The sequence below is a fragment of the Burkholderia sp. BE17 genome, from assembly GCF_009362305.1.
In the GTDB taxonomy this organism is placed as follows: domain Bacteria; phylum Pseudomonadota; class Gammaproteobacteria; order Burkholderiales; family Burkholderiaceae; genus Burkholderia; species Burkholderia pyrrocinia_C.
The window spans coordinates 55433-78385 of the sequence record NZ_WHNU01000039.1 but is presented as its reverse complement, the minus strand read 5'-3'; the positions used below and the strand labels follow the sequence as shown (position 1 = coordinate 78385).

General features: G+C 68.6%; 23 protein-coding genes. 11 read left to right on the top strand and 12 right to left on the bottom strand.

Going from position 1 to position 22953, the window contains the following annotated elements; translation table 11 throughout:
* Nucleotides 1-296 precede the first annotated feature (296 nt).
* Complete coding sequence (locus GD429_RS29430) at nt 297-1487, top strand: tetratricopeptide repeat protein (RefSeq protein ID WP_152862297.1); 1191 nt, start codon at nt 297-299, stop codon at nt 1485-1487.
* 126 nt (nt 1488-1613) lie between these two features.
* Here the strand turns inward: GD429_RS29430 and GD429_RS29425 are convergent, their stop codons facing one another.
* Together GD429_RS29425 and GD429_RS29420 are read right to left on the bottom strand one after the other, a co-directional pair.
* Nucleotides 1614-1805: a DUF2964 family protein gene (locus GD429_RS29425; RefSeq protein WP_152862295.1), complete on the bottom strand. Its 192-nt coding sequence runs from the start codon at nt 1803-1805 to the stop codon at nt 1614-1616.
* A 15-nt stretch (nt 1806-1820) separates the two neighbouring features.
* On the bottom strand, nt 1821-2300 hold the full coding sequence (locus GD429_RS29420; protein WP_152862293.1) for a universal stress protein: 480 nt from the start codon (nt 2298-2300) through the stop codon (nt 1821-1823).
* Nucleotides 2301-2726: 426 nt separating this feature from the next.
* Between GD429_RS29420 and GD429_RS29415 the strand changes: the two genes are divergently transcribed.
* The 4 genes from GD429_RS29415 (at nt 2727) to GD429_RS29400 (ending at nt 8133) form a co-directional block, all read left to right on the top strand.
* A complete protein-coding gene (locus GD429_RS29415) occupies nt 2727-3488 on the top strand; it encodes a 2-keto-4-pentenoate hydratase (RefSeq protein ID WP_152862291.1) in 762 nt (253 codons plus the stop codon).
* A 99-nt stretch (nt 3489-3587) separates the two neighbouring features.
* Nucleotides 3588-5000, top strand: coding sequence for a 3-deoxy-D-arabino-heptulosonate 7-phosphate synthase (locus GD429_RS29410; protein WP_152862289.1), 1413 nt, complete (start codon nt 3588-3590; stop codon nt 4998-5000).
* A 246-nt stretch (nt 5001-5246) separates the two neighbouring features.
* A complete protein-coding gene (locus GD429_RS29405) occupies nt 5247-7418 on the top strand; it encodes a hypothetical protein (protein ID WP_152862287.1) in 2172 nt (723 codons plus the stop codon).
* A gap of 7 nt (nt 7419-7425) precedes the next feature.
* Nucleotides 7426-8133: a DUF3142 domain-containing protein gene (locus tag GD429_RS29400; RefSeq protein WP_321574964.1), complete on the top strand. Its 708-nt coding sequence runs from the start codon at nt 7426-7428 to the stop codon at nt 8131-8133.
* A gap of 35 nt (nt 8134-8168) precedes the next feature.
* Here GD429_RS29400 and GD429_RS29395 read toward each other — a convergent pair whose 3' ends face one another.
* From GD429_RS29395 to GD429_RS29350, 10 genes are all read right to left on the bottom strand, one after another.
* A complete protein-coding gene (locus GD429_RS29395; protein ID WP_152862285.1) occupies nt 8169-9062 on the bottom strand; it encodes an amidohydrolase family protein in 894 nt (297 codons plus the stop codon).
* A 15-nt stretch (nt 9063-9077) separates the two neighbouring features.
* Complete coding sequence (locus tag GD429_RS29390) at nt 9078-9392, bottom strand: L-rhamnose mutarotase (RefSeq protein WP_152862283.1); 315 nt, start codon at nt 9390-9392, stop codon at nt 9078-9080.
* Nucleotides 9393-9403: 11 nt separating this feature from the next.
* Nucleotides 9404-10189, bottom strand: coding sequence for an SDR family NAD(P)-dependent oxidoreductase (locus GD429_RS29385; RefSeq protein ID WP_152862281.1), 786 nt, complete (start codon nt 10187-10189; stop codon nt 9404-9406).
* A 9-nt stretch (nt 10190-10198) separates the two neighbouring features.
* Nucleotides 10199-11377: an L-rhamnonate dehydratase gene (rhmD, locus tag GD429_RS29380; protein WP_152862279.1), complete on the bottom strand. Its 1179-nt coding sequence runs from the start codon at nt 11375-11377 to the stop codon at nt 10199-10201.
* Between the two features lie 41 nt (nt 11378-11418).
* Nucleotides 11419-12354, bottom strand: coding sequence for a dihydrodipicolinate synthase family protein (locus tag GD429_RS29375; RefSeq protein ID WP_152862277.1), 936 nt, complete (start codon nt 12352-12354; stop codon nt 11419-11421).
* Between the two features lie 70 nt (nt 12355-12424).
* Entirely contained in the window at nt 12425-13309 is an 885-nt protein-coding gene (locus GD429_RS29370) for a glycosyltransferase family 2 protein (RefSeq protein ID WP_105392800.1), read from the bottom strand.
* A 123-nt stretch (nt 13310-13432) separates the two neighbouring features.
* Nucleotides 13433-14137, bottom strand: a complete 705-nt coding sequence (locus GD429_RS29365; protein ID WP_152862275.1) for a GntR family transcriptional regulator — start codon at nt 14135-14137, stop codon at nt 13433-13435.
* Nucleotides 14138-14214: 77 nt separating this feature from the next.
* The gene (locus tag GD429_RS29360; RefSeq protein WP_321574963.1) at nt 14215-15006 is read right to left on the bottom strand and encodes an Asp/Glu racemase; all 792 of its coding nucleotides are present in this window, start codon (nt 15004-15006) and stop codon (nt 14215-14217) included.
* A complete protein-coding gene (locus GD429_RS29355; protein WP_152862273.1) occupies nt 15003-16247 on the bottom strand; it encodes a D-amino acid dehydrogenase in 1245 nt (414 codons plus the stop codon). The genes GD429_RS29360 and GD429_RS29355 overlap by 4 nt, the downstream gene beginning before the upstream one ends.
* Before the next feature lie 294 nt (nt 16248-16541).
* A complete protein-coding gene (locus tag GD429_RS29350) occupies nt 16542-16889 on the bottom strand; it encodes a RidA family protein (RefSeq protein ID WP_152862271.1) in 348 nt (115 codons plus the stop codon).
* Between the two features lie 306 nt (nt 16890-17195).
* On the opposite strand from GD429_RS29350, the gene GD429_RS29345 reads away from it, so the two are divergent.
* From GD429_RS29345 to GD429_RS29320, 6 genes are read left to right on the top strand one after another with little or no spacing between them, the layout of a single operon-like run.
* Complete coding sequence (locus GD429_RS29345) at nt 17196-18290, top strand: ABC transporter substrate-binding protein (RefSeq protein ID WP_152862269.1); 1095 nt, start codon at nt 17196-17198, stop codon at nt 18288-18290.
* 17 nt (nt 18291-18307) lie between these two features.
* A complete protein-coding gene (locus GD429_RS29340) occupies nt 18308-19201 on the top strand; it encodes a branched-chain amino acid ABC transporter permease (protein ID WP_034184555.1) in 894 nt (297 codons plus the stop codon).
* Nucleotides 19194-20081, top strand: a complete 888-nt coding sequence (locus GD429_RS29335) for a branched-chain amino acid ABC transporter permease (RefSeq protein ID WP_321574962.1) — start codon at nt 19194-19196, stop codon at nt 20079-20081. Before GD429_RS29340 ends, GD429_RS29335 begins: the two co-directional genes overlap by 8 nt.
* A complete protein-coding gene (locus GD429_RS29330; protein ID WP_152862267.1) occupies nt 20078-20860 on the top strand; it encodes an ABC transporter ATP-binding protein in 783 nt (260 codons plus the stop codon). Before GD429_RS29335 ends, GD429_RS29330 begins: the two co-directional genes overlap by 4 nt.
* The gene (locus GD429_RS29325; RefSeq protein WP_034184558.1) at nt 20857-21576 is read left to right on the top strand and encodes an ABC transporter ATP-binding protein; all 720 of its coding nucleotides are present in this window, start codon (nt 20857-20859) and stop codon (nt 21574-21576) included. The genes GD429_RS29330 and GD429_RS29325 overlap by 4 nt, the downstream gene beginning before the upstream one ends.
* Nucleotides 21573-22952: an MFS transporter gene (locus GD429_RS29320; protein WP_152862265.1), complete on the top strand. Its 1380-nt coding sequence runs from the start codon at nt 21573-21575 to the stop codon at nt 22950-22952. Before GD429_RS29325 ends, GD429_RS29320 begins: the two co-directional genes overlap by 4 nt.
* The last annotated feature ends 1 nt before the right edge of the window (nt 22953 follow it).

Below are 22953 nucleotides of genomic sequence, written 5' to 3'. Positions count from 1 at the left end.
GTGGATCGACATATCATGATTTGATACAAATCACGTTGTCGTTGATCCGGCGGCAACAACGAAGCCCGATGGAGGGAGAGTGCGCGACGCACGCCTGTTATGCTGCGCACTGCATTCGCGCGCCACCCGCCCGCCTCTTCCACGCATCACGGAGCGGCGGACGGGCGCCGCGTCGAATTGCGCTGGACGATCCGGCAGCAAGCCGCAGCCCGTCGTTTATCGAAGCTTGCGCAGGTTGTTCAGTGCATTTCCGGCCGTCGGTCTATAAAACCCTTACATATAAGAACCACAATTCCATGACGTCACGCCTTCTCGCCGCGCTCGTTGCCGCGGCCTTGAGTTGCACCGCGCTGCCCGCCGCCCACGCGCGCACCTACATCGCGCCGACGGCGTCGTTAGGGAAAGGCGCTCATGTTCACCAGTTCGTGCTGCGCGACCCCGTCACGCACCGGCCGCTGCCGAATGCGCGGTACCGGCTGTTCCTGCCCGGCCAGGTCATCGCGGGCCTGCCCGTCAAGCCGGACCAGCACGACAGCGTGATCTTCGGCACGACCGACGCCGCCGGGCGCACCGTCAAGATCCGGCTGCCGAAGGTTCATCCGCAGAAGCAGTGGGTGTTCAACCCGATCGTCGGCGAAGGCGACATGGGCGAATCGTTCCGGCTGGTCGATCCGTTCGGCAACGAGCCGCTCGGCAACTTCCCGTATGTACTGGACGTGGAAAACGAATATCTGGCGTGTGGCTACTCCGATGCGAGCGGCTACACCTACTACGCGCAATCGCGCACGTCGCGGAACATCAGTCTTTATGCCGGAACGCTGGCCGGGTCCGCCGACGCCGACTGGTGCGCGGGCCCGGGCGCGGCCATCGCGAACGGCGCGAGCGATCCCGGCGCGCCGGACCTGTACACGCAGTACCTCGGCAGCCTGGTGGCCAACGGCAGCCGGATCAGCGTCGAATTGCGGCAACAGATCGTCACCAAGCTGCTGTCGCTCGCGATCGCCGGGCACGACGCGGGCCGTGTCGCCGCGGTGCTCGATCTCGGCGAGATCCCCGACGACCGCCTGAACGATATCGGCTATCGGCTCGTCGACGCGGGTGTGGAAGTCGATCGCGGGCTCGCGATGATCGACACGCACCTCGCGAAGTCACCGGACGATGCGTATGCGCTCGACAGCAAGGGCTGGGCGCTGTATCGCCTCGGCCGCAACGACGAAGCGCTCACGTGGTTCGACCGGTCGATCGCGATCTTCGCGAAGAACGGCGACGACAGCGACGCGCACGAAGCCTATGCGACCGGGCTGACGCACAAGGGCGAAGTGCTGTGGAAGCTGGGACGCCAGGATGAAGCGCGCGCTGCGTTCGCGCAGGCGCGGAAGATTCAGCCGAACAACGCGGAGCTGGAGGAAACGGTGAAACGGCTGGAGATACAGGTCGGGCAGGACGGCGCGAAGGCGCCGGGAACGGCAGGCGGGCAAACGGAGTAACGGCGCCGGGCGGCGGCGCGAAGCAACGGGGCCGGCGCGGCAACGGCTACCGCCGGCTGTTCGGCAGACGGCCGCCGGACCCGTCGGGTCCGGTCGACCGGGAGACGCGGGCAAAATACGCCCGCGTCACTCCTCGCCTTTCACGCCCGGGTTGAGCATCACGACGAAGCCGGCCACGCCGACGATCAACGCGATCGCGCCGCCGCGCAGCACCATCGCTTCATCGAACAGCAGCCCCGTCACGACGGCCATCATCCCCGCAAGCGACACGAACACGGCGATCGCCGCTACGACGATCCGGTACTGGCGGCGTATCATCTCGCACCCGCCGCGTTATGCCGCGGCGGCCGCGGCCGGCACGTCGGCATCGTCGCCGCGAATCAGCAGCACCGGGCATTTCGAGCCGCGCACGAAGCGCTCGGCGACGCTGCCGAGCAGCATGCGCCGGATGCCGCGCCGCCCGTGCGTGCCGACCACCGCGAGATCGATGCCGCGTTCCTTCACATAGCGCTGCAGGCGTTCCGCGATGTCCTCGCCGATGCTCTCGGTCTCGACGAGTTCGGCCTCGCCCTTCGCGCCGGCGGCCGCGACGACCTGTTCGGCTTCGCGCAGCACCTTGAACCCGTCGGCGCGGATTTCCTCGATGAGCGCATGCGGGTCGAAACGGCCCGCGTAAGTAAACAGCACCGACTTGTCGACCACATACACGACGCTGACGTGCGCGTCGCCCGCCAGTGCCATCTTCACTGCCTCGGCAAGCGCCTGTTTCGACGTAGCGCTGCCGTCGACGGCCACCATGATCTTCTCGTACATGCAAACCTCGCTGGGGTGAACTGCCGCGCGCCGTATCGTGCGCGGCCATGTCGCCATCATCGGCGGCTGGCGGGTTCGGTTGTTGATGACGATCAAGCCAGGCCGGTTTTCGATCCGCCGACCGTCGACGCGGGCGCCCGCCACGCGCGCGGCGTTCGGCCGCCGCGCAGGACGGAAAACCCGCATTTCGCGTCGTTCGATTCACTCGGGAAGGTGCTTTCCCTGTTGCGTCGCACAACGTGCCGGGCTTGCTGGCACCGGGGCGAGCCGATCGTCCAGCGGAGATCCCGAGGGTGGCGTGCGGCGGCCGCGGGCCGCCAATACGCGACCGGATCGAGCGGCCATCGTGCCGAAGGCGCTATCATCAAAGCTTCGACTTTCGTCCGGCCCTTTTTTGCCGGTTCACTTTCAACTCGCTCAACCGACATGACAACGACTACCGAACGCGTGGACGGCGCCGCCCAGCATCTCGTCGCCGCCCGCCATGCCGGCTCGCCCGGCCCGCTGCTGCCCGATGCACTGCGCCCCGAGGACGTCGACACCGCGCTGGCGATCCAGCAGCGCGTCGCCGACCTGCTCGGCGAACCCGTCGGCGGATGGAAATGCGCGCTGCCGCCGCCCGACCGCGTGATCCTCGCGCCGATTTTCGCGTCGACGATCCGCGAAGCCGATGCGCCGTACCGCGTCGTCGGCGGGCCGATCGTGCGGATCGAACCGGAAATCGCGTTCGTGCTCGATCGCGACCTGCCCGCGCGCGAACGGCCGTACGACGAGAACGACGTGCGCGATGCGATCCGCGAGGTACGCATCGTGCTCGAAGTGCTCGGCTGTCGTTATGCGGAGCCGGCGCGCGCGTCGAAGTTCGAGTTGCTCGCCGACGGGCAGTTCAACCAGGGGCTGTGCGTCGGCCCCGTCGTGCACGACGGGCTGAACGTGCCGCTCGCGACGCTGGCGCTGTCGTTCGAAGGTGCGCTGAACCGCGCGATCGACGGCCGCCATCCGGACGGCGATCCGCTGAAGCCGCTCGTGTGGCTCGTCAATTTCCTCGCGTCGCGCGGCGACGCGGTGCGCGCCGGCCAGATCGTGACGACCGGTTCGTACGCGGGCGCGATCGACGTGCCGCTCGGCGATGCGCTGACGGTCCGCTTCGGCGAGCTCGGCAGTTTGTCGGTGACGTTGACGGCGTGATGTGTCACGCGCGCTGCCGCCCGACCTTGCGTGACGGCAGCGTCATCGCGCCTGGCCTCAACCCCGATCACGCGAACCGCGTCCACCCCGATACCTGACATGTCGCTGACACCGCTTCCCGCCCTGCTCGACGAAGTCCTGCGCACCGTCGCTCGCCGTTACCGGCTGCCGCCGCTCGACAGCACGTCGTCGCCGGCCGAAGCCGCGAACCCGGCCGCGACCCTTGCCATCGCGATCGAGGAAGCGCGCCGGCTGCAGAGCGACGGACAAGCTCCCGGCGCGGAACTGCAGCAGCGCTTCGTCGATGCGCTCGCACGGATGATCCGCGACGCGATGGACAGGCAATCCGGCGATCCCGCCTTCCAGGCTGCCGTGCTGCGGCACGACGCGCCGAGCGTGCGCGAATACGCGTCGTTGCACGCGCACGCCGAGCAGGACCGGCGCGCGCTGCACTCGGCCGTCAACGCGATCGCGCACCCGGCGAAACTCGAGCGCATTGCACAGGCGTGGCAACGCGACGCGCTCGCGCGGCTGCATGCGGCCGCAACGTCCGCGTCGTGGGCCGATCTCCACGCGACGCTGCAGCAACTGCTCGCGCTGCCCGACATGCCGACCGACGCCGCTTTCGCGCAGGACATCGTCAAGCTGAAGGATGGTGCGGCGCTCGAACGCCTGCTGCGCCTCGATGCGCTGGCGTCGGACGCGCACGTCCGGCGATACCGCGCACTGTGGGTGCGCCAGGGTCCGCTCGAAGGCAGCACGATCGCGGTTGCGCAGGGCGTCGCGTCGCAGCAGCGCGGCGCGGCCGTCGAAGCGCTGGCCGCACAGGTGCTCGACACGTTGGCCGGCAGGCTCGAAGCCGTGGACGAGCTGCGCACGTACCGGGTGGTCACCTCGATGCGCGTGCCGTCATCGATACCGGGCCGGCACGATCGCGCAAAGACCGAATGGGACGCGATCCTGCTCGAACGCACGCGCGGCGATGAACCGGCGCCCGCATGGAACGTCCGCTTCCTCGTCGAAGCGAAGGCATCGGCGGATGCGGCGACAACCGATTTGCCGCGGCTGCTGCGCGGCCTGAACCTGCTCGCGCAAGCCGACGCGGACACGATCTATTCGTTCGAGACGCACCAGGGCACGGTGCGCGTGCACGGCGCGTCGCTGCGCGCGTTGACGACCGACGACGCCGCGCTGCAACGGGAAGTGCTCTATTGCTGCGATGCGTCCGCGGACGCGACGCCGCGCTTGCTGGGTGCCGCAAGCCGGATGCAGTTGCTGTCGGCGCAGGCGAGCCTCGAATACGCGAGCGCGCTCGCACGGCAGCCGGACGCCGATCCGCGCGGCCTCGGCGTCATCTGGCACGCGCTGCTGACGCTGCCGCAATGGCATGCCGTGCTGCATCAATACCCGTCGTTGCGGCAGGTCCGCGAACTGATGGTCGCGATCGACGACTTGCGGGCCGCGATCGACGATGTAGATGAAGGTGACGTCGCAAGCAGCGTGTGCGCGTGATGCGCGAGCCGGACTGCCGCACAACGGCAACGCACCCGCTCATGTAGTTTGCATCCCGAATCGATATGGCATTACGTCCACGCTGACTGAACTTCCGTTTAGCCGGGCCGGCGATCGACGCAACTTGCGAACTTGAGCGCGATGTAACCCAGCGTTATCCGTCCCGCCCGTTTGGTACGATACGCGCCGGGGCACGATGCCCTCTGAGAGAACCGGCCATCGCGGCCCCACCCCATCACAAGAAAAATGCCGACAACCCCGACGCTGAACCGAAACCTGCTCGCCGCGCTGGCCGCCGGCCTGCTCTGGATCCCCGCCGCCCATGCCAGCAGCGACGACAGCTGTTATGCACCGGCCACGCTCCGGCAAAACGGCTACTCGTGCGGCAACCTGCCGATGCTGAGCCCCGCCAACGACACGCGCATCAACGCGATGCTGCTGATGGTCGACAGCGGCAAGGTCGCGCAGGTGTTTCCGGACCCGAAGACGATCCCGGCGAAAGACCGGATCAACCAGATCATCGTGCCGTTCCCGCTGGACTTTTCCGGGTGGATCGACATCGGCCAGAAGCAGCCCGATCGGGCGAGCGGCGCGTCGGATGCCGAAGCGCCGTCGAATCGGTACGCCGACGGCGAAGGCAGCATCTGCCGCAGCATGAACGCCGGCGCCGACGCGTTCAACGACGCGCTGAATACCGCCGCCGGCATCCCCGCCGACGAAGCCACACGCTTGCGCGCGGCGCGCGCCGACATCGCGCAAAAGACCTGCACCGCGGGCGGCGCAAGCGCGGCATGGTCGAAGCCGTCGGTCAAGTCGCCGCTCGGCCAGCAGTTCGCCGCGTACCTCGACGGCACGAACGCGTTCTACCGCGCCGATTTCCTCACCGCGACCAAGGCGTTCGCGAACGCATCGCACAGCGCGAACCCGTGGCTGAAGGAAACCGGGCTCTACATGGTCGGGCGCGCGCAGCTGAACGCCGCACAGGCCAACGTGTTCGACAACGACAGCCCGACCCCGTCGCGCGCGCGCGTGACGAAGGTGTCGCTCGACGCCGCGAACACGGTGTTTCGCACTTACCTGAAGGTGTATCCGCAGGGACGCTATGCGGTGTCCGCGGCGGGACTGTTGCGGCGCGTCGCGTGGCTCGGCGGCAACGTCACGCAGCAGGCCGACCTGTACGGCAACGCGCTCGCGCGCTGGTCGCCGAAGACCTCGAATGTGCCGCTGATGCAACTGGCGAACGAACTCGACAGCAAGCTGCTGTTCGGATCGGAACTCGACGCGCGCCAGATCCAGTCGCCGACCGTGCTCGCGACCGTCGACCTGCTGCGCATGCGCACGTCGAACAGCGGCGACTCGAGCCGCGACAAGCCGCTGACGCTCGACGATCTGCAGGCGCAGAAGCCGCGCTTCGCGAGCACGCCCGCGCTCCACGACTATCTGCTCGCGACCTGGTACGTGTATGTCGGACACAAGCCGGACGCGGCGCTCGAATTGCTGCCGCAGGCGCCCGCGGCGCCGCTCGACTACTTCGGCCTGAGCCAGCAGACGCTGCGCGCGTTCGCGCTGGAGGACAGCGGCCAGACCGACAAGGCCCGCCAGCTGTGGCGCGACCTGATCCCGCTCGCGAAATTCCGCTTCCAGCGCGAAGCGCTGGAACTCGCGCTCGCGATCAACCTGGAGCAGGCCGGGCTCGTCAACGACGTGTTCGCCGACGATTCGCTCGTGCAGAACGCCGCGATCCGTGCGGTGCTGCTGCAGCGCACGGCCAATGCGGACCTGCTGCGCGCGCAGGCGCAGAACCAGGCGACCGGCGGCGCGCTGCGCGACACCGCGCTGTACACGCTGCTGTACAAGGAGCTCACGCGCTCGCACTACGCCGACTTCATCGCCGATGCCGCGCTGGTGTCCGGCGCGCCCGCCGATGCGCTGAAGCCGTTCACGGCGCCCGGTGCGAAGAACGAAGACGGCTATGCATGCCTGGCCGCGCGCGACATCGCCGCGGCGCTCCAGCAAAACCCCGGCGATGCGAAAGGGTTGAACTGTCTCGCCGATTTGGTGCGTCGCCATCCGCCCGCGTCCGGGCTCGAAGGCGATCCGGTGCCGCCGTGGATACGCAACGCGTCGGCGGCGACCGCCACGCGCACGCCGCCGACGCTCGGCGCATCGCCGTCGCAGTTCGCGGGCAAGCCGTACGAGCGGATGTCGAGCTACGTGACGGTGATGGCCGATGCGCAGGCGAACCCGAACGACCGCGCGTACGCGTTCTACCGCGCGATCAAGTGCTATGCGCCGTCGGGCAGCAACGAATGCGGCGGCAAGGACGTACCGAAGAACACCCGCAAGCGCTGGTTCGATACGCTGAAGGCCGCCTATCCGGGCAGCCCGTGGGCGCAGAAGCTTCGCTACTACTGGTGAGCGCGGCGTGAAGCGCATCGCGTGCGTCGCGCTGCTGCTGGCCGGACGCGTCGCGCTGGCCGGCACCGTCGATCCCGCGCAATACGACGCGTTCTGGCTGTGGGCCGGCGTGAAGCCGCAGGCGGTCGTACGCGGCGCGCGCGCCGTCTACGTGCTGCAAGGGCAGATCGAAGCATCGCCGAGGGACGAATCGCAGGTACGCGTCATCGCGCAGGGCGTCGCACTGCCGCCCGCGCCGAACGCGCACGTCTGGCTCGTGTATCGTGCGCATACGCTGCGCTGGACGCCGCGCGTCACGCAGATCATGCTGGCGCAGCTCACGCGCTGGCGTGCGTCGGGCCGCACGATCGCGGGCATCCAGATCGACTTCGATGCGCGTACGCGCCATCTGCAGGACTACGTCGAATTCCTGCGCACGCTGCGCGAGACCCTGCCCGCCGATTGCCGGTTGAGCATCACGGGGCTGCTCGACTGGAGCAGCCGCATCGATGCCGACCAGGTCAACCAGCTCAAGGGAATCGTCGACGAGGTGGTCGTGCAAACCTACCAGGGGCGCAGCACGATCCCCGACTATGCGGCCTACCTGCCGCGCGTCGCGCGGCTGCAACTGCCGTTTCGGATCGGCGTGATCCAGGGCGGCGAGTGGGAAGCGCCGCCGTACCTCGCGGCGAATCCGTGGTTCCGCGGCTACGTCGTGTTCCTGCGCAACAGCTAGCAGGTGAAAACGCGGCGACGTTGGTCCCCGAAGTATCAGATGCGATAGATCCGCTCTGCATTGCCGACAAACAGCGCGTGCCTCTCCGCATCGCTCGCCCCTGCGACGATTTCCGAATACGCTCGCCAGAGCGCCGGATAGCCGGCATGCAGCCGGTCGATCGGAAAATTCGACGCGAACATGCATCGCGCGGTGCCGAACGCGTCGATTCCCTCGAGCACGTATGGCCGGAAGCTCTCGATCGTCCACCGGTGATCGAACATCGCAAGCCCGCTCAGCTTGAGCATGACGTTCTCGCGCCGGGCCAGCCCGTGCAGCCCGGTGCGCCACGCGCGATAGCCGTGCGCGCTGTCGCGGTCGACGAACATGCCCGCGTGATTGACGATGAAGACCGTGTCCGGATGCGCGTCGACCAGCGTCAGCGCGGCCCCGACCTGGGACGGATAGAGCTGCAGGTCGAACGACAGCCCGAGCCGTGCGAGCCACCCGAAATGGTCGCGCCAGCCCGGATCGTCGAGATAGTCGCGATCGACATAGTTGTACCAGGGGTTCGCGTGGCGGTTCAGTACCTGGCGAATGCCGCGCACGTTCGCGCAGGCGGCGGCCGCCACGAGCCTCGCCGGCGCGTCGGCACGCGACAGGTCGACGCCCGCGACAATGCCCTCGGGCATGCCGCCGCTCGCCGGCGTGTCGGCCAGCGCCTGCAGCCATTCGACCTCGCTCGGCGTTGTCCACGCGTCATGGATCGCTTCGACGTGCACGACTTTCAGGATGTCGATCCCGCCCGCGTCCGCGCGCAGGTCGGCCGGACCGTATGCGCGCGGCAGCGCCGCCACCGGCCCGGAAAACGCCGGTTGCGCGCGGTCGAGCCAGCCGTAGCTCAACGCATCGGCATCCCAGAAATGCACATGTGGATCGACGACCTGCATTGCGCCTCCCTGCGATCACGCCAGATGGAACATCGGTTCCAGATGTTTTTCGAGCGGCCGCCCGTCCCCGTCCGTCGCCATCAGGTCGGCCATGTACGCCCACCACCGGCGCATCACGTCGGCCTGCGCGAGTTCGGCCATCCGGTGCCCGGCCGGCCGTTTCAGGACGGCGAACAGGCAATCCGTTTCGTCGTCGAGAAAGATCCAGTAATCGGCCACGCCGGCCGCGCGCAGCGCGTCGGCCAGATCCAGCCAGATCGCATCGTGGCGCCGCCGGTACTCGTCCTTCTGCCCGGGATGCAGCCGCATCCGGAACGCGATCGTTTCCATGTCCGCCCCCGTCATTGCAGGTTCACGTAGAGGCCGCCATCGACGAGAAGTGCCGCGCCGTTGACGTAGCGCGCCAGGTCCGACGCGAGGAACACCACGCAGTCCGCGACGTCGTCGGGCTCGCCGAGGCGGCCGAGCGGAATGCGCTGCTCGAAGTACTCGGCCTTGCCGGGCGCCGCGAGATCCGCTTCGTTGATCTCGGTGCGGATCGTTCCCGGCAGCACGGAATTGCAGCGGATCCGGTGCGGGCCGAGTGCGACCGCGCACGACTGCATCAGCGCGTGCACGCCGGCCTTCGTCGGCGTGTAGTGCGTCTGCATGCCGCCGCCGACGAGCGCGCTGATCGAACTCGTCGCGACGATCGCGCCGCCGTCGCCCTGCGCGGCCATTCGGCGCGCGACCGCCTGGGTCACGTGGAACGCGCCGTGCAGATTGACCTCCATCGTGCGTCGCAGCAGATCGGCGGGCAGATCGAGGAACGCGTGGAACGGACAGATCCCCGCATTGCTCGCCAGCACGTCGATCCGGCCGAACGCGTCGACGGCCCGCGCGACCAGTTCGTCCGCGGTGTCCGGCCGCGCGATGTCGCCCGGCACGGCGAGCGCACGCCGGCCGGTCGCGCCGATCTCGTCGACCAGCGCGTCGAGCGCGTGATCCGACTGCGCCGGCAGCAACGGGTTGGCCCAGTAATTGACGACGACGTCGGCGCCATGCCGCGCGCACGCGAGCGCGATCGCCCGGCCGATGCCGCGCGAGCCGCCGGTGACGATAACGACCTTGTTCTCGAGCAGTTTCATCGCGGCGGCTCAGTGCGTGTAAGGCCGTTCGGTGCGCACGGCCGGATTGAGCCGCACGCCGAAGCCGGGCGTATCCGGCACCTTCATCCGTCCGCCCGTCGGCACCGGTTCGTCGAGCAGCAGCGGATCGAACATCGGCACGACGCGATCCGCCTGCGGCGCCATCATCAGGAATTCCGCGAACGGGCTGTTGTGCCGCGTCGTCACGAAGTGATAGCTGTAGACCGACGAGCCGTGCGGCACCACCAGCACGCCGTGCGCGTCGGCGAGCGCCGAAATGCGGACGAGTTCGGTCAGGCCGCCGCACCAGCCGACGTCGGGCTGGATGATGTCGCAGCAGCCCATCTCGAGCAGCATCCGGAAGCCCCAGCGGGTCGCCTCGTGCTCGCCCGTCGTCACGAGCAGATCGGGCGGCGCCGCGCGGCGCAACTGCGCGTAGCCCCAGTAGTCGTCGGGCGGCAGGCACTCCTCGATCCACTTGAGCCCGTAAGCGCGCGCCTCGTGCGCGAGCCGGGTGGCATAGCGCACGTCGAGGCTCATCCAGCAGTCGAGCATCAGCCAGAAATCCGCGCCGACGCGATCGCGCATCGTCGCCAGCGCGTCGAGGTTGCGGCGCAGGCCCTCGTCGCCCTCCGCCGGGCCATGATGCAGCGGCAGCTTGCCGCCGATGAACCCCATCTCCTTCGCGAGATCGGGCCGCGCCCCCGTCGCATAGAACTGCAGTTCGTCGCGCACCTTGCCGCCGAGCAACTGGTGCACCGGCTCGCCGCGCACCTTGCCGAGCAGGTCCCATAACGCGAGATCGACGCCGGAGATCGCGTTCAGCACCACGCCCTTGCGCCCGTAATAGAGCGTCGCGTAGAACATCTGATCCCACATCTTCTCGATGTCGGTCACGCGCTGCCCTTCGATGAAGCGCGCCAGATGGCGCTCGACGACGAACGCGCCGATCTCGCCGCCCGTCGTCACCGCGAATCCGACCGTGCCGTCGCTCGCCTCGATCTCGATCACGAGGGTGCCGAGCACGTTGATGCCGAACGACTGCCGGCTCTGCCGGTATTCGGGGTAACGCGCCATCGGCGTCGCGATGTGATCGTCGATCCAGTGGCCAGCGCCCTGGTCGTGGTAGTCGGCGCCGCCGCCGCGCACCGTCAGCGCGCGGATGTGTCGTATCGTGGGCATGCTCATCGGGACGTTCCTCGATCGGAAAGAAGAAAAATACGCGCGTGTCAGCGCGCCCAGCGCAGCACGAGCGCGTCGAGCCGCCGTGCGATCTCGACGAGGCCCGCGCGCGTCTCCGGGTGCAGCGGCATCAGCGGGCGCCGTGGCGCGTCCGACGCGATCACGCCGCCCTCCTTCATCAATGCCTTGCAGGCGAGCAGCCCGGCCTGCCGGTTTTCGTAGTTGATGAGCGGCAGCCACTTCTCGTAGCCGGCCACCGCCTCGTCGCGCCGGCCCGCGCGATAGGCGGCCAGAATCGGCTGCAGCCCGTCCGGGTAGCCGCCGCCGAGGATGCTGCCCGTTGCGCCCGCGTCGAGATCGGCGAGCAGCGTGATCGCCTCCTCGCCGTCCCACGGCCCCTCGATCGCGTCGCCGCCGAGCGCGATCAGCTCGCGCAGCTTCGCCGCCGACTGCGGCACCTCGATCTTGAAATAGCGCAGGTTCGGAATCGTGCGTGCGAGCCGCGCGAGGAACGCCGCCGATACCTGCGTGCCGCTCATCGGCGCATCCTGGTACATGATCGGGATGTCGATCGCATCGGAGACCTCCGAGAAGAACGCGCCGATCGCCGCCTCGCCGCAGCGAATCGTCGCGCCGTGATACGGCGGCATGATCATCACCATCGCCGCGCCGGCCGCCTGTGCGGCCCGGCTGCGTGCTGCGCAGATCACCGGATTGAAATGGGTCGTCGTCACGATCACGGGCACCCGGCCCGCGACGTGCTCGAGAATCATCCCGGTGAGCCGTTCGCGCTCGTCGTCGGACAGTGAGAACTGCTCCGAGTAGTTCGCGAGAATGCACAGCCCGTCCGCGCCCGCGTCGATGATGAAGTCGACGCAACGCATCTGCCCTTCCAGATCCAGTTCGCCCGATTCGGTGAAAATGGTCGGTGCTACGGAAAACGCGCCCGTATAGCGGCGAGCTGCCTGCGTTTCATGAATCATCTTGTCGGCCTCAATTCATTCAGGATTGCAAAATTGATAAGACGCGATTCCGCACGTCGTCACGAGTCGGTCAGACCCGGCCGTACCGGCCGCGCAGCCCGTCCGTCACGCCGCACAGAATCGCGTGCAGCTTGGTTCGCTTGTCGCGCGCATGCAGCAGGATGAACGCGACGTGCTTCAGCGTGATCAGGTTGATCAGCAGCATGGCCGGATAGCGGCGCCAGTAGTCGCGTGCGACCAGGATGCAGTTGCGGGCGGCGTAGTAATGACGCAGCGCACTCTGATCGAAGATCTCGACGCGCGGCCAGTGCTGCCGGGCCGACGGACTGCCGAGCTCGTGCGGCAGCGACACGTCCGCATTCACGCACACCGGCACGCCGTTCGCCTGCGCGCGCATGCAGTACTCGGCGTCGACATGGTCGATGAAGAAATCCTCGCGAAACCGGCCGAGCGCGCGATACGCGTCGAGCGAGATCGCGGTGCCGGACGAGATGATCACCGAGCACGGCAGCAAGCCGCGCGCGCCGTCGCCGATCGGCGTGATCCGCGCAGACCAGCGGCGCACGGTGAAGAGCGGCAGGTTGCGCCGGAAGTTGCGGTTGAAGATGCGCGGCCCGACCAGGAAGCGCGTATCGCCGACCGTCGCGCACCCCGTGAGCATCCGCTCGAAATAATCGGCGGGCACGGTCGAATCCTGGTCGAAGATGAAGAATACGTCGCAGCCGCGGCGAATGAGAAACTCCACACCGGCGTTGAACGCGCCGGCGATCCCGCCGCGGTTGTGGTTCGCGACCACGTCGACGCCGTGCGCGGCGAGCCGCGCGTGCAGCTCGCGATCGACGACGGGCGAGTTGTCGACCGCGACGACGGCCGGACTGTGCGCGGGCAGGCCCAGCAGATGGTCGATCTGCGCCGCGGACGGCTTGTACAGCGTGACCAGCGTGCCATGTTTCATGACGGCACCTCGTAACGAAAGCGTGGCGATGCGCCGCACCGGCCAAGCGGGCGGCCCGTCCTCCTTGGCCTTGCGTCTCATCGGCGCGGTCTCGCCGGGCGCGCGTGCGCCGCGAACCGCCCGTTATTTCGCGTACAGCTTCACGACGCTCGCTTCCACCACGCGCGTGATTTCCTCCATCCGCCAGCGGATGTGCGTGTCGGTCAACGCGACGCATCGTTCGGTGTCCCGCGCGGCGAGCGCGTCGAGAATCTCCAGATGCTCGCTGAAGGCCGCGTCGCGCCGCTGGTCGACGTCGACCCATCGCACGTAGTGAATCCGCGCGTTGATTCCCTGCAGCACGCGCCCGATCTCCGCATTGCCCGACAGCGCGGCAAGCTCCAGGTGAAACAGTTCGTCCTTCAGGACGAGCTCCGACGACGGCATCCGCGGCGCGCTCTTCATCACCTGCCGCCAGAAGCGACGCAGTGTCTTGATGTCGTTGTCGGACGCCCGCTCGCACGCGAGCATCACCGCGGTCGACTCGATCGAACGCCTCAGCTCAAAGAGATCGAACACGTCTTTCCCTTCCAGTTGGCGGATGAAGAATCCGCGATTCGGCACGAAGACCAGCAGGTTCTCTGCGACGAGCCGGTTCAGCGCCTCCCGGATCGGCGTGCGGCTGACGTCGAACCGTTCCGCCAGTTCGAGCTCGTTGACCCGCTCGCCCGGCCGGATCGTATACACCACGGCCATCTGCTTCAGTTGCTCGTAAATCTCGTTGACCGTGAGGCCCGCGCGCCTGGGCGCCAGCGCCTCGCGGCCGCCAAGCACGGAATTCGCTGCCATCTCGCCTCCTCCTTCATCTGTCGGCGACCGTCATTATCGGCCATGGCGGCCTGCGGACGCCTTTCTTGCTGCTACCGTCATTGCATCAGCAGGCGTCCGAAGCCCGGCACCGGATCGTCGACGCCGGCGAGCCGCAGCGCATGCCACGCGAGCGCGTGATTGCTCGACAACACCGGCTTGCCGGCGCGCACCTCGATCTCCGCGAGCGCGTCGACGAGCCGAAGGCTCGTGCACGACACGAACACCGCGTCCACCGCCGGATCGGCGGCCAGCGCGAGCACCGCGCGCTCGATCGATGCGCGGTCGATCCGCGCCACCTCGTTGTCGTCGCGGTGCTCGAACGAGCCCGCCCGCACGACGTCGACGCCGCGCGCGCGCAGGTAGGCCGCCATCGCTTCGTTGATCGAGCGCTCGTACGGCGTGAGGAGCGCGACGCCGCGCGCGCCCAGCGCGCCGAGCGCGACCCGCGCCGCGGTGATCGGCGTCGTGCACGCGACGCCCGGCCGCGCCTCGCGGATTCGCTCGAACACGCGCTCCTCGCCGAGCACCATCGACGCGGACGTGCAGCCGAACGCCACCACGTCGAGGCGCTCGCCGGGGCGGATCAGCTCGACGGCCGCCGCGATCCCGCCGTCCATCCGCGCGAGCGTCTCCGCGGTGATGTCGGCGGAGTTCGCGATCCGGCTCTCGTAGAACGCGACGCCGTCGAGCGCGAGCACGCGCCGCCATTCGTATTCGATCGTATGGTCGGTCGCGAGCACGACGAGCCCGATCGCCGCGCGGCGCGCGATGCCCGCATCGAGCGAGAAGCCGAAGCGCGCGTACGAACCGGCGCCGTGCTGCACAGGGGTCGAAAGAAGTTGGCTCACTGGAGTGTCATCCCGGTAATGTCGATGTCGGGCTGTCGGCCGTGGATCAGGTCGGCGACGATCTTCGCGGTACCGCACGACATCGTCCAGCCCATGTGGCCGTGCCCGGTGTTGAGAAACAGGTTGCGATGCCGGGTCGCGCCGATGATCGGCGTGCCTTCTGGCGTCATCGGCCGCAATCCGGCCCAGTACGACGGTTTCGTATAATCGGCGCCGTTCGGAAACAGCGCCTTCGCGGTCGCCAGCATGTGCGCGAAGTCAGCCGGCGTGTGGGTCGTGTCGTAGCCGCCGAATTCGGCCGTCGCGGTCAGGCGCAGCCGCTCGCCGAACCGTGCCCACGCGACGAGCTGGTTTTCCTCGACGCCGCCGAGCGTCGGCGGCTCGTGGCGCGCGTCGATCGGCAGCGTGACCGAGTAGCCTTTCACCGGGTAAATCGGCAACCGGTAGCCGAGCCGGCGCGCGACGAACGGCGAGTACGCGCCGAGCGCGAGCACGTACCGGTCGCCGCTCACGCGGCCCTGCGACGTCTGCACGTAGTCCACCGCGTCCGCGTTCGCGCGCATGCCGTCGATCGTCGCGCCGAAGCGGAACTCGACGCCGAGCGCGCGGCAGCGTTCGGCGAGCGCGCGGGTAAACAAATGCGCGTCGCCGCTCTCGTCGGACGGGCAGTAGATCGCGCCCGCGATCTCGCCCGCCGCGCCGGCGAGCGCGGGCTCGCGCCCGATCACCGCGCGCGGGTCGAGCGTCTCGAGCGGCAGGCCGTTGTCGGACAGGATCCGCATGTTCGCGATGCCGCGCTCGAACGACGCGGGATCCCGGTACAGGTACAGCAGCCCGCCGCTGATCCGGTCGTACGCGAGCCCCTCGTCGCGGGTCGCGGACTGGAGCTGCTGCTGCGCGTAGCGGCACAGCCGCACCTTGATCGACGTGTTCCGGCGCGACCGCTCCGCCGTGCAGTTCTGCAGGAACTGGCGGCACCACGCCCACATCCGCCAGTCCGGCGACCACTTGAGGCGCAGCGCCTGCCCGTCCGAGAACAGCGACTTGAGCAGGATCTTCGGCGCGCGCGGCGACGCCCACGTATAGGAATGCCCGGGCGCGATCAGCCCCGCGTTCGCGAAGCTCGTCTCGAGCGCGACGCCGTCGCGCCGGTCGACCACCACCACCTCGTCGCCCGCCTTCGCGAGAAAGTAGGCGGTCGTCACACCGACGATGCCGCCTCCGAGCACGACCGTCCTCATCGCTCGCCTCCAGGGTCTGTTTCCAGATGGAACGCGCATGCGTTGCCACAAGAACGGCCGCTCGCGAGGCGCGCGACGCCGCGAATACTGACGTATTCGCAAGGAACGCAACGCGGCGAGCGGCCGTTCTCGTGGCAACCCCAAATTAAAAAATTCATGTCACGGGAATGCCCGAAATCGCCCGGATGGCGGCGTCGCTCGTCGCTTGTTTGGCTCGGCCAAACGGCGCTCCTCACTTCTTGCCCTACGAGCGATTTCGGGCATTCGCATGTGCGTTCCATCTGGAAACAGACCCTAGAACGCGGCGATCGCCGCGATTTCGACCGTGTACTGGGGAAACGCGAGCGCCGACTCCACGCAGGCGCGCGCCGGCGCGTCGCCCTGCGGCACCCATGCGTCCCAGACCCGGTTCATGTCGGCAAAGCTCCGGTGATCGGCAAGCCAGATGTTCGCGGACACGATCCGGCGCTTGTCGAGCCCCGCGCCGTCGAGCAGCCGGTCGATCTTGTCGAGGATCTGGCGGGTCTGACCGGCGACGTCGAGTGCGGTGTCGTCGGCAACCTGTCCGGCAACGAACGCGAAGCCGCCCGCAACCACGAGCTGGCTCATCCGTTCGCCTGAGCCATATCGCTTGATCTCCATCGCACCGCCTCCGTTTCCGTGTCGAGTGAGGTGAATTCTAATCATCCATATTCAGCACTGTATACACTTTTTTCAAAAATATTCGATGCCGCGCCAATCTGGCGCATATGCCCGACACTGGTGTTTACCGTCGCTGAGTTTGTGCATTTAACGCTTTAAAACAAGGCATTTTCTTGTGAACCTCGATGCGTTTTACGAACTTCGCCACATCCGCTCAAAAAGTGTTTGCCAATGATTTTTGTTCTGTGATTCTGTCGACACTTTTGTATTTCAAACGCAATTCAACACGCATTCAGGAGAACAAAAATGAAGCTGGGTTGCTGGAGTCTCGGGATCTGCGTCGCGCTCGGCGCGTGGGCGACATTTCCTGCGCGCGCCGACGTCAGCGTCGGCGCCGTGTTGCCGCTGACAGGCGCAAGCGCGTCGATCGGCGAGGACCAGCGGCGCGGGATCGAGCTGGCGGTCGCGAAGATCAACGCGCAAGGCGGCGTGCTCGGGCAGAAACTGCAGGTGCGGATCGAGGATTCGGGCGGCACGGCGAACACGGCGCTCGACGCCGCGCGCAAGCTGGCGACGGTCGAGCGCGTGCCGCTCGTGCTCGGCGAATTCTCTTCGTCGGTGACGATTCCGGTCGGGCAGTTCCTCGTGCGCCAGGGCGACGTGCACATCAACATCGGTTCGTCGAGCCAGCAGGTCCGCAAGATCGGCGCGGGCTCGTTCAGCGCAATCGGGCTCGACGACCTGTCCGCGCGCTTCGCCGCGCAGGATGTGTACGACCGCAAACTGCGGCGCGTCGCGCTGATCGCGCCGAACAACGGCTACGGCCAGGGCATCGCGGCCGAGTTCAGGAAGCGCTTCGAGGCGCTCGGCGGCACGATCGTGTCGACGGTGCTCTACACCGAGGGCCAGTCGACCTACCGGCGCGAGCTGGAGCAGGCATCGCGCGCACAGCCCGATGGCTACGTGTACAGCGCGTACGGACAGGAAGCCGCGACGCTGAACCGGCAGGCGTTCGAGATGCGCCTCAACCAGCGGCCGTGGTACGGGATCTACCTGACGATGTGCACGAGCGACACGCCCGCGCAGATCGCGCAGGGGCAGATCGGCCTGGAGGTCGCGGCGCTCGGCACAAGTGCCGACGCGTACGCGGCCGACTATCGCGCCGCCTACCACGAGGCACCGCGCTCGGCGTTCGGCAGCTACGCGTACGACGCGACGATGCTGTCCGCCGCCGCGATCAATCGCGCGCAATCGGCCGATCCGGCGAAGGTGCGCGCGGCGCTCGCGGCCAGCCAGCCGTACACGGGCGTGACCGGCACGATCGCCTTCGACGCCGACGGCCAGCGCACGGTGCAGCCGTACGAGAAGGTCGCGTACCGGCAATCCGTCGTCGCGCGCTAGCCACCGGGAGCAACGCGATGCTGCAATTCCTGATCGATGTCCTGATGCGCACGTCCGACCTGCTGCTCGTGTCGGTCGGCCTGTCGACGCTGTATTCGCTGATTCGCTTCCCGAACATCGCGCACGTCCAGTACGCGATGATCGGTGCGTTCGCGACCCTCGGGTTCGAGCGCGCGGGCCTGCCGTTCGCGCTCGCGACCGCCGTGTCGTGCGTGCTGGTCGGCCTTGCCGCGACACTGCTGAACCTGTTCGTGTTCACGCGGCTGCTGCGCTCGGGCAGCGCGGTCGCGATGATCGGTTCGCTCGCCGTGTCGTTGCTCGCCGTCGCGCTGATGCTCGGCACCGCCGGCTCGCGGCCTTTGCAGTATGCGCAGGCAGTGCGTCCGCCGCTGATGGTCGGCGGCGTCGCGATGTCGTCCGCGCAGGCGGGCTCGATCGCGTGCGGCGCCGTCGCGCTCGCCGTGTTCGCGCTGCTGCTGTACCGCACCCGCCTCGGCCGGGCGATGCGCGCGCTCGCGTCGAATCGCGCGCTCGCGCTCGCAACGGGCATCGACGCGCAGCGCGTGACCAACGTGATCACGTTCGCAAGCGGCGTGCTCGCGGCGCTCGGCGGCACGATGCTCGGTGCGACCGAAAGCGTGCACGTCAACCTCGGCTACGGGCTGCTGATCCCGGTGTTTTCCGCCGCCATCCTCGGCGGCCTCGGCAATCCGCTCGGCGCGGCGGCCGGCGCACTCCTGATCGCGTTCGCCGAAACGACCGCGCTCGACGTCGACTTCGGCGGGCTGGTCGGCCGGCCGCTCGCGTTCTTTCCGGTCGAATACGTCGGCGCCGTGTCGTTCGCGATCCTGCTCGTCGTACTCGTGTTCCGGCCATACGGCATCTTCGACAGGGAGGTGCGTCGTGTCTAGTTTCATCGTCCATCTGCTGACCGTCGCGTGCCTGTACGCGACGATGGCGCTCGGCCTGAACCTGCAGGCCGGCTATGCGGGGCTCGTCAATTTCGGCTTCGTCGCGTTCGCGGGGCTCGGCGCCTACGCCGCCGGCATCGCTTCGCAGCTCGGCTGGCCGCTGCCGGCCGCACTCGCGCTCGCGGCCGGCGCGGCGAGCGTGCTGGCCGTCGCGATCGCGCGGCTCGGCCGCCATCTGTCGGCCGACTACTGGGGCATCGCGACGCTCGCGATCGCCGAGATCCTGCGCACGTTCGCGTTGAACGAAGGCTGGCTGACGGGCGGCGCGCAAGGCATCGGCGGCATCGCCCCGCTGTTTCCCGGGCTGCGCGCGCCGTGGGCCGACCTCGCGTTCCTCGCCGTCGCGGCCGGCGGCCTCGCCGTCGCATACGCTGCATGCCGGCTGCTGACCACCGGCCGCTTCGGCCGCGCGCTGAAGGTGATGCGCGAAGAGCCCGCGCTCGCCGTCTGCTTCGGCTACGACCCGGTCGCGCTGAAGACCCGGGCGAGCGTCGCGGGGGCGCTGCCCGCGGCGTTCGCGGGCGCGCTCCTCACCTGGTACATCAGCTACGTCGGCCCGGACACGATGGTGGCATCCGAAACCTTCGCGCTGTGGACCATCGTCATGGTCGGCGGGCTCGGCAGCCATGCGGGCGTGCTGGCCGGCGCGATCATCGTGCAGGCGGTCTACGCGGTCGCGCCGTTTCTGAAGGACTGGCTCGGCGTCGGCAGCGATCTCGCGGGCGCGGTGCGCCTCGGCCTCGTCGGCCTGATGCTGCTCGCATGCGTGCTGTGGCGCCCGCGCGGCCTTGTGCCGGAACGACTGGAGGTTCACCCATGAGCGCGCTGCTCGACCTTGAAGGCGTCACGATACGCTACGGCGACAACACCGTGCTGTCGGGCCTCACGCTGTCCGTCGGCGACGGCGAGATCGTCGGGCTGCTCGGTCCGAACGGCTCGGGCAAGAGCACGGCGCTCAACGCGATCACGGGCTTCGCCCCCGTCGCGGCAGGCGCGATCCGCTTCGCCGGGCGCCGCATCGACGCGCTTGCGCCGCACCGGATCGCGCGGCTCGGCATCCGCCGGACGTTCCAGTTGCCGTCGATGCCCGCGCGCATGTCGGTGCTGGAACTGGCGATGGCCGCGTCGTCGGCCCGTCACGGCCCGGTCGCCGCGTTGCTGCGCAGTCGCGCGACGCGCGCGCTCGAAGCGGAAACCCGCGCACGCGCTACCGCGCTGCTCGAGGAGCTGAAGCTCGCGCACGTCGCGCAGCTCGGCGCCGCGGCAATTTCGGGCGGCCAGAAGAAACTGCTCGGCATCGCGTGCGCAATGATGACCGAGCCGAAGCTGCTGCTGCTCGACGAGCCGACCGCGGGCGTCCACCCCAACCTGCGCGGCGAGCTGGTCGCCGAACTGCGCCGCATCTGCGGACAGGGCGTCACGCTCGTCGTGATCGAGCACGACATGCACTTCATCCGCGAGCTGTGCGACCGCTGCATCGTGCTCGATCGCGGCGCCGCGATCGCCGACTGCCGTCCCGCCGAACTCGAGAGCAACCGGCGCGTACTCGATGCCTACCTGGGCCGCGCGCATGCGCGCCGTCCGCTGGGGGTGTCATGATCGACGTCCGCGATCTGATCGCCGGCTACACACCCGACATCGACATCCTGCACGGGGTATCGCTATCCGTCGGGCCGGTCGACATCGTCACGATCCTCGGCCCGAACGGCTGCGGCAAGTCGACGCTCCTCAAGGCCATCGCCGGCTTCGTGCTGCCGCGCGCCGGCACGGTCACGATGCACGGCCGCGACATCGCGCGCGTGCCGGTACACCGCAAGATCCGCGAGTACGACATCGGCTTCGTTCCGCAGACCGACAACGTGTTCGGCGCGCTGACGGTTCGCGAGAACCTGATGCTCGGCGGCCACGCGATGTCCGCGTTCCCGCGCGAAGCGCGGATCGAGGAGCTGTGCGAGCAATACCCGGTGCTGCGGCGCCGCTACCGGTCGCCCGCGGGCGCACTGTCGGGCGGCGAGCGGCAGATCGTGTCGCTCGCACGCGCGCTGATGCCGCGCCCCGTGCTGCTGCTGCTCGACGAGCCGTCGGCCGGCCTGTCGCCGAAGATGGTCGACGAGGTGTTCGACGCGATCGTCAGGATGCGCGACACCGAGCACATCGCCGTGCTGATGGTCGAACAGAACGCGCTCGAGGCACTGCGCATCGCCGATCGCGGCGTGGTGCTGACGATGGGCCGCGTTGCGCTGACGGGCACGTCGGCCGAACTGCTCGACAGCGACGAGATGCGGCGTCTCTATCTCGGCGGGCGCGCGGCATGAGCACGAACGCCGCCCCCGCAGCCGGCGCGACCGGCGCGAACGCCGCCCAGCCCGCGCGCGTGATGGTCGCGCTCGCCTGCGGCTTCGTGATGGCGATGCTCGACGTGACCATCGTGAACGTCGCGCTGAAGGCGATGCAGGCGAGTCTCGACATGTCGCTGACGGCACTCGTCTGGGTCGTCGATGCCTATACGCTCAGCTTCGCCGCGCTGCTGCTGTTCGGCGGCGCGCTCGCGAACCGTTACGGGCCGCGTACGATCTATGTCGCCGGGCTCGCGCTGTTCGTCGCGGCGTCGGTGCTGTGCGCGGCCGCGCAGATGAGCGGCATGCTGGTCGCCGCGCGGCTGCTGCAGGGCGTCGGTGCCGCGCTCTTCATGCCGAGCTCGCTCAGCCTGCTGACGCTGGCGTTTCCGGCCGGGCCGCTGCGCACGCGGATGATCGGCATCTGGGGCGCACTGGTATCGGCGGCGATGGCGATCGGGCCGTGCGTCGGCGGCGTGCTCGTCGACGCGATCGGCTGGCGCGGAATCTTCTGGGTCAACCTGCCCGTCGGCCTGGCCGGACTGTGGCTCACGCGCCGCCATGTCGGGCACTCGCCGCGCCATCCCGGCCCGCTGAACACGTTCGGCCATCTGCTCGGCGTGCTCGCGCTCGCGGCGCTCAGCTATACGCTGATCGAGGGGCCGGGCGCCGGCTGGCGCTCGCCCACCATCGTCGCCGGCGCGGCCGCGACGCTCGCTGCCGGCACCGCATTCGCGTGGCGCGAACGTCGCGCCCGCCACCGGATCCTGTCGCCCGCGCTGCTGCGCAACCCGCGCTTCGTCGCGGGCGGCCTGCTCGGGCTCGCGATCAATTTCGGCATCCTTGCGGAAATCTTCCTGCTGAGCCTTTACCTGCAGCAGACGCGCGGCGCGAGCGCGCTGCGCGCCGGCTTCGAGCTGTTTCCGCTGATGGCGATGTTCGGCATCGGCAATCTCGCGTCCGCCCGCGTGAGCGCGCGGCTCGGCCCGCGCGGCACGCTGCTCGCGGGCCTCGCGCTCGCCACGCTCGGCAGCGCCGCGCTGATCGGCATCGAGGCGCTGCCCTACGCGGCGCTCGCGATCGCGGTCGGCCTCGCGAACTTCGGCGCGGGCCAGGCAATCCCCGCGATGAATCTCGTCGTCATGCAGTCGGCCGGCCCCGCGGATGCGAATCTCGCCGCCGCATCGCTGAACGCGAGCCGGCAGATTGGCTCGCTGGTCGGCGTCGCGATCGCGTCGGTCGTACTGCACGCGATCGCCGACCCGGACCGCGCGACCGCCGCCGGTTTCGCGGTGATCGCGGCCGTCTACCTGGCCGGCTTCGCGATCGTGTTCCGGCGCATCGACCCGGGCTGAC

Excerpts from the sequence above, each read along its gene's own strand:
- rhmD (WP_152862279.1), bottom strand. The coding sequence starts at position 11,377 with ATGAGCATGCCCACGATACGACACATCCGCGCGCTGACGGTGCGCGGC.
- GD429_RS29370 (WP_105392800.1), bottom strand. The coding sequence starts at position 13,309 with ATGAAACATGGCACGCTGGTCACGCTGTACAAGCCGTCCGCGGCGCAG.
- GD429_RS29355 (WP_152862273.1), bottom strand. The coding sequence starts at position 16,247 with ATGAGGACGGTCGTGCTCGGAGGCGGCATCGTCGGTGTGACGACCGCC.
- GD429_RS29320 (WP_152862265.1), top strand. The coding sequence starts at position 21,573 with ATGAGCACGAACGCCGCCCCCGCAGCCGGCGCGACCGGCGCGAACGCC.
- GD429_RS29345 (WP_152862269.1), top strand. The coding sequence starts at position 17,196 with ATGAAGCTGGGTTGCTGGAGTCTCGGGATCTGCGTCGCGCTCGGCGCG.
- GD429_RS29410 (WP_152862289.1), top strand. The coding sequence starts at position 3,588 with ATGTCGCTGACACCGCTTCCCGCCCTGCTCGACGAAGTCCTGCGCACC.
- GD429_RS29375 (WP_152862277.1), bottom strand. The coding sequence starts at position 12,354 with ATGATTCATGAAACGCAGGCAGCTCGCCGCTATACGGGCGCGTTTTCC.
- GD429_RS29395 (WP_152862285.1), bottom strand. The coding sequence starts at position 9,062 with ATGCAGGTCGTCGATCCACATGTGCATTTCTGGGATGCCGATGCGTTG.
- GD429_RS29340 (WP_034184555.1), top strand. The coding sequence starts at position 18,308 with ATGCTGCAATTCCTGATCGATGTCCTGATGCGCACGTCCGACCTGCTG.
- GD429_RS29330 (WP_152862267.1), top strand. The coding sequence starts at position 20,078 with ATGAGCGCGCTGCTCGACCTTGAAGGCGTCACGATACGCTACGGCGAC.
- GD429_RS29390 (WP_152862283.1), bottom strand. The coding sequence starts at position 9,392 with ATGGAAACGATCGCGTTCCGGATGCGGCTGCATCCCGGGCAGAAGGAC.
- GD429_RS29430 (WP_152862297.1), top strand. The coding sequence starts at position 297 with ATGACGTCACGCCTTCTCGCCGCGCTCGTTGCCGCGGCCTTGAGTTGC.
- GD429_RS29425 (WP_152862295.1), bottom strand. The coding sequence starts at position 1,805 with ATGATACGCCGCCAGTACCGGATCGTCGTAGCGGCGATCGCCGTGTTC.
- GD429_RS29385 (WP_152862281.1), bottom strand. The coding sequence starts at position 10,189 with ATGAAACTGCTCGAGAACAAGGTCGTTATCGTCACCGGCGGCTCGCGC.
- GD429_RS29350 (WP_152862271.1), bottom strand. The coding sequence starts at position 16,889 with ATGGAGATCAAGCGATATGGCTCAGGCGAACGGATGAGCCAGCTCGTG.
- GD429_RS29415 (WP_152862291.1), top strand. The coding sequence starts at position 2,727 with ATGACAACGACTACCGAACGCGTGGACGGCGCCGCCCAGCATCTCGTC.
- GD429_RS29405 (WP_152862287.1), top strand. The coding sequence starts at position 5,247 with ATGCCGACAACCCCGACGCTGAACCGAAACCTGCTCGCCGCGCTGGCC.
- GD429_RS29420 (WP_152862293.1), bottom strand. The coding sequence starts at position 2,300 with ATGTACGAGAAGATCATGGTGGCCGTCGACGGCAGCGCTACGTCGAAA.
- GD429_RS29325 (WP_034184558.1), top strand. The coding sequence starts at position 20,857 with ATGATCGACGTCCGCGATCTGATCGCCGGCTACACACCCGACATCGAC.
- GD429_RS29365 (WP_152862275.1), bottom strand. The coding sequence starts at position 14,137 with ATGGCAGCGAATTCCGTGCTTGGCGGCCGCGAGGCGCTGGCGCCCAGG.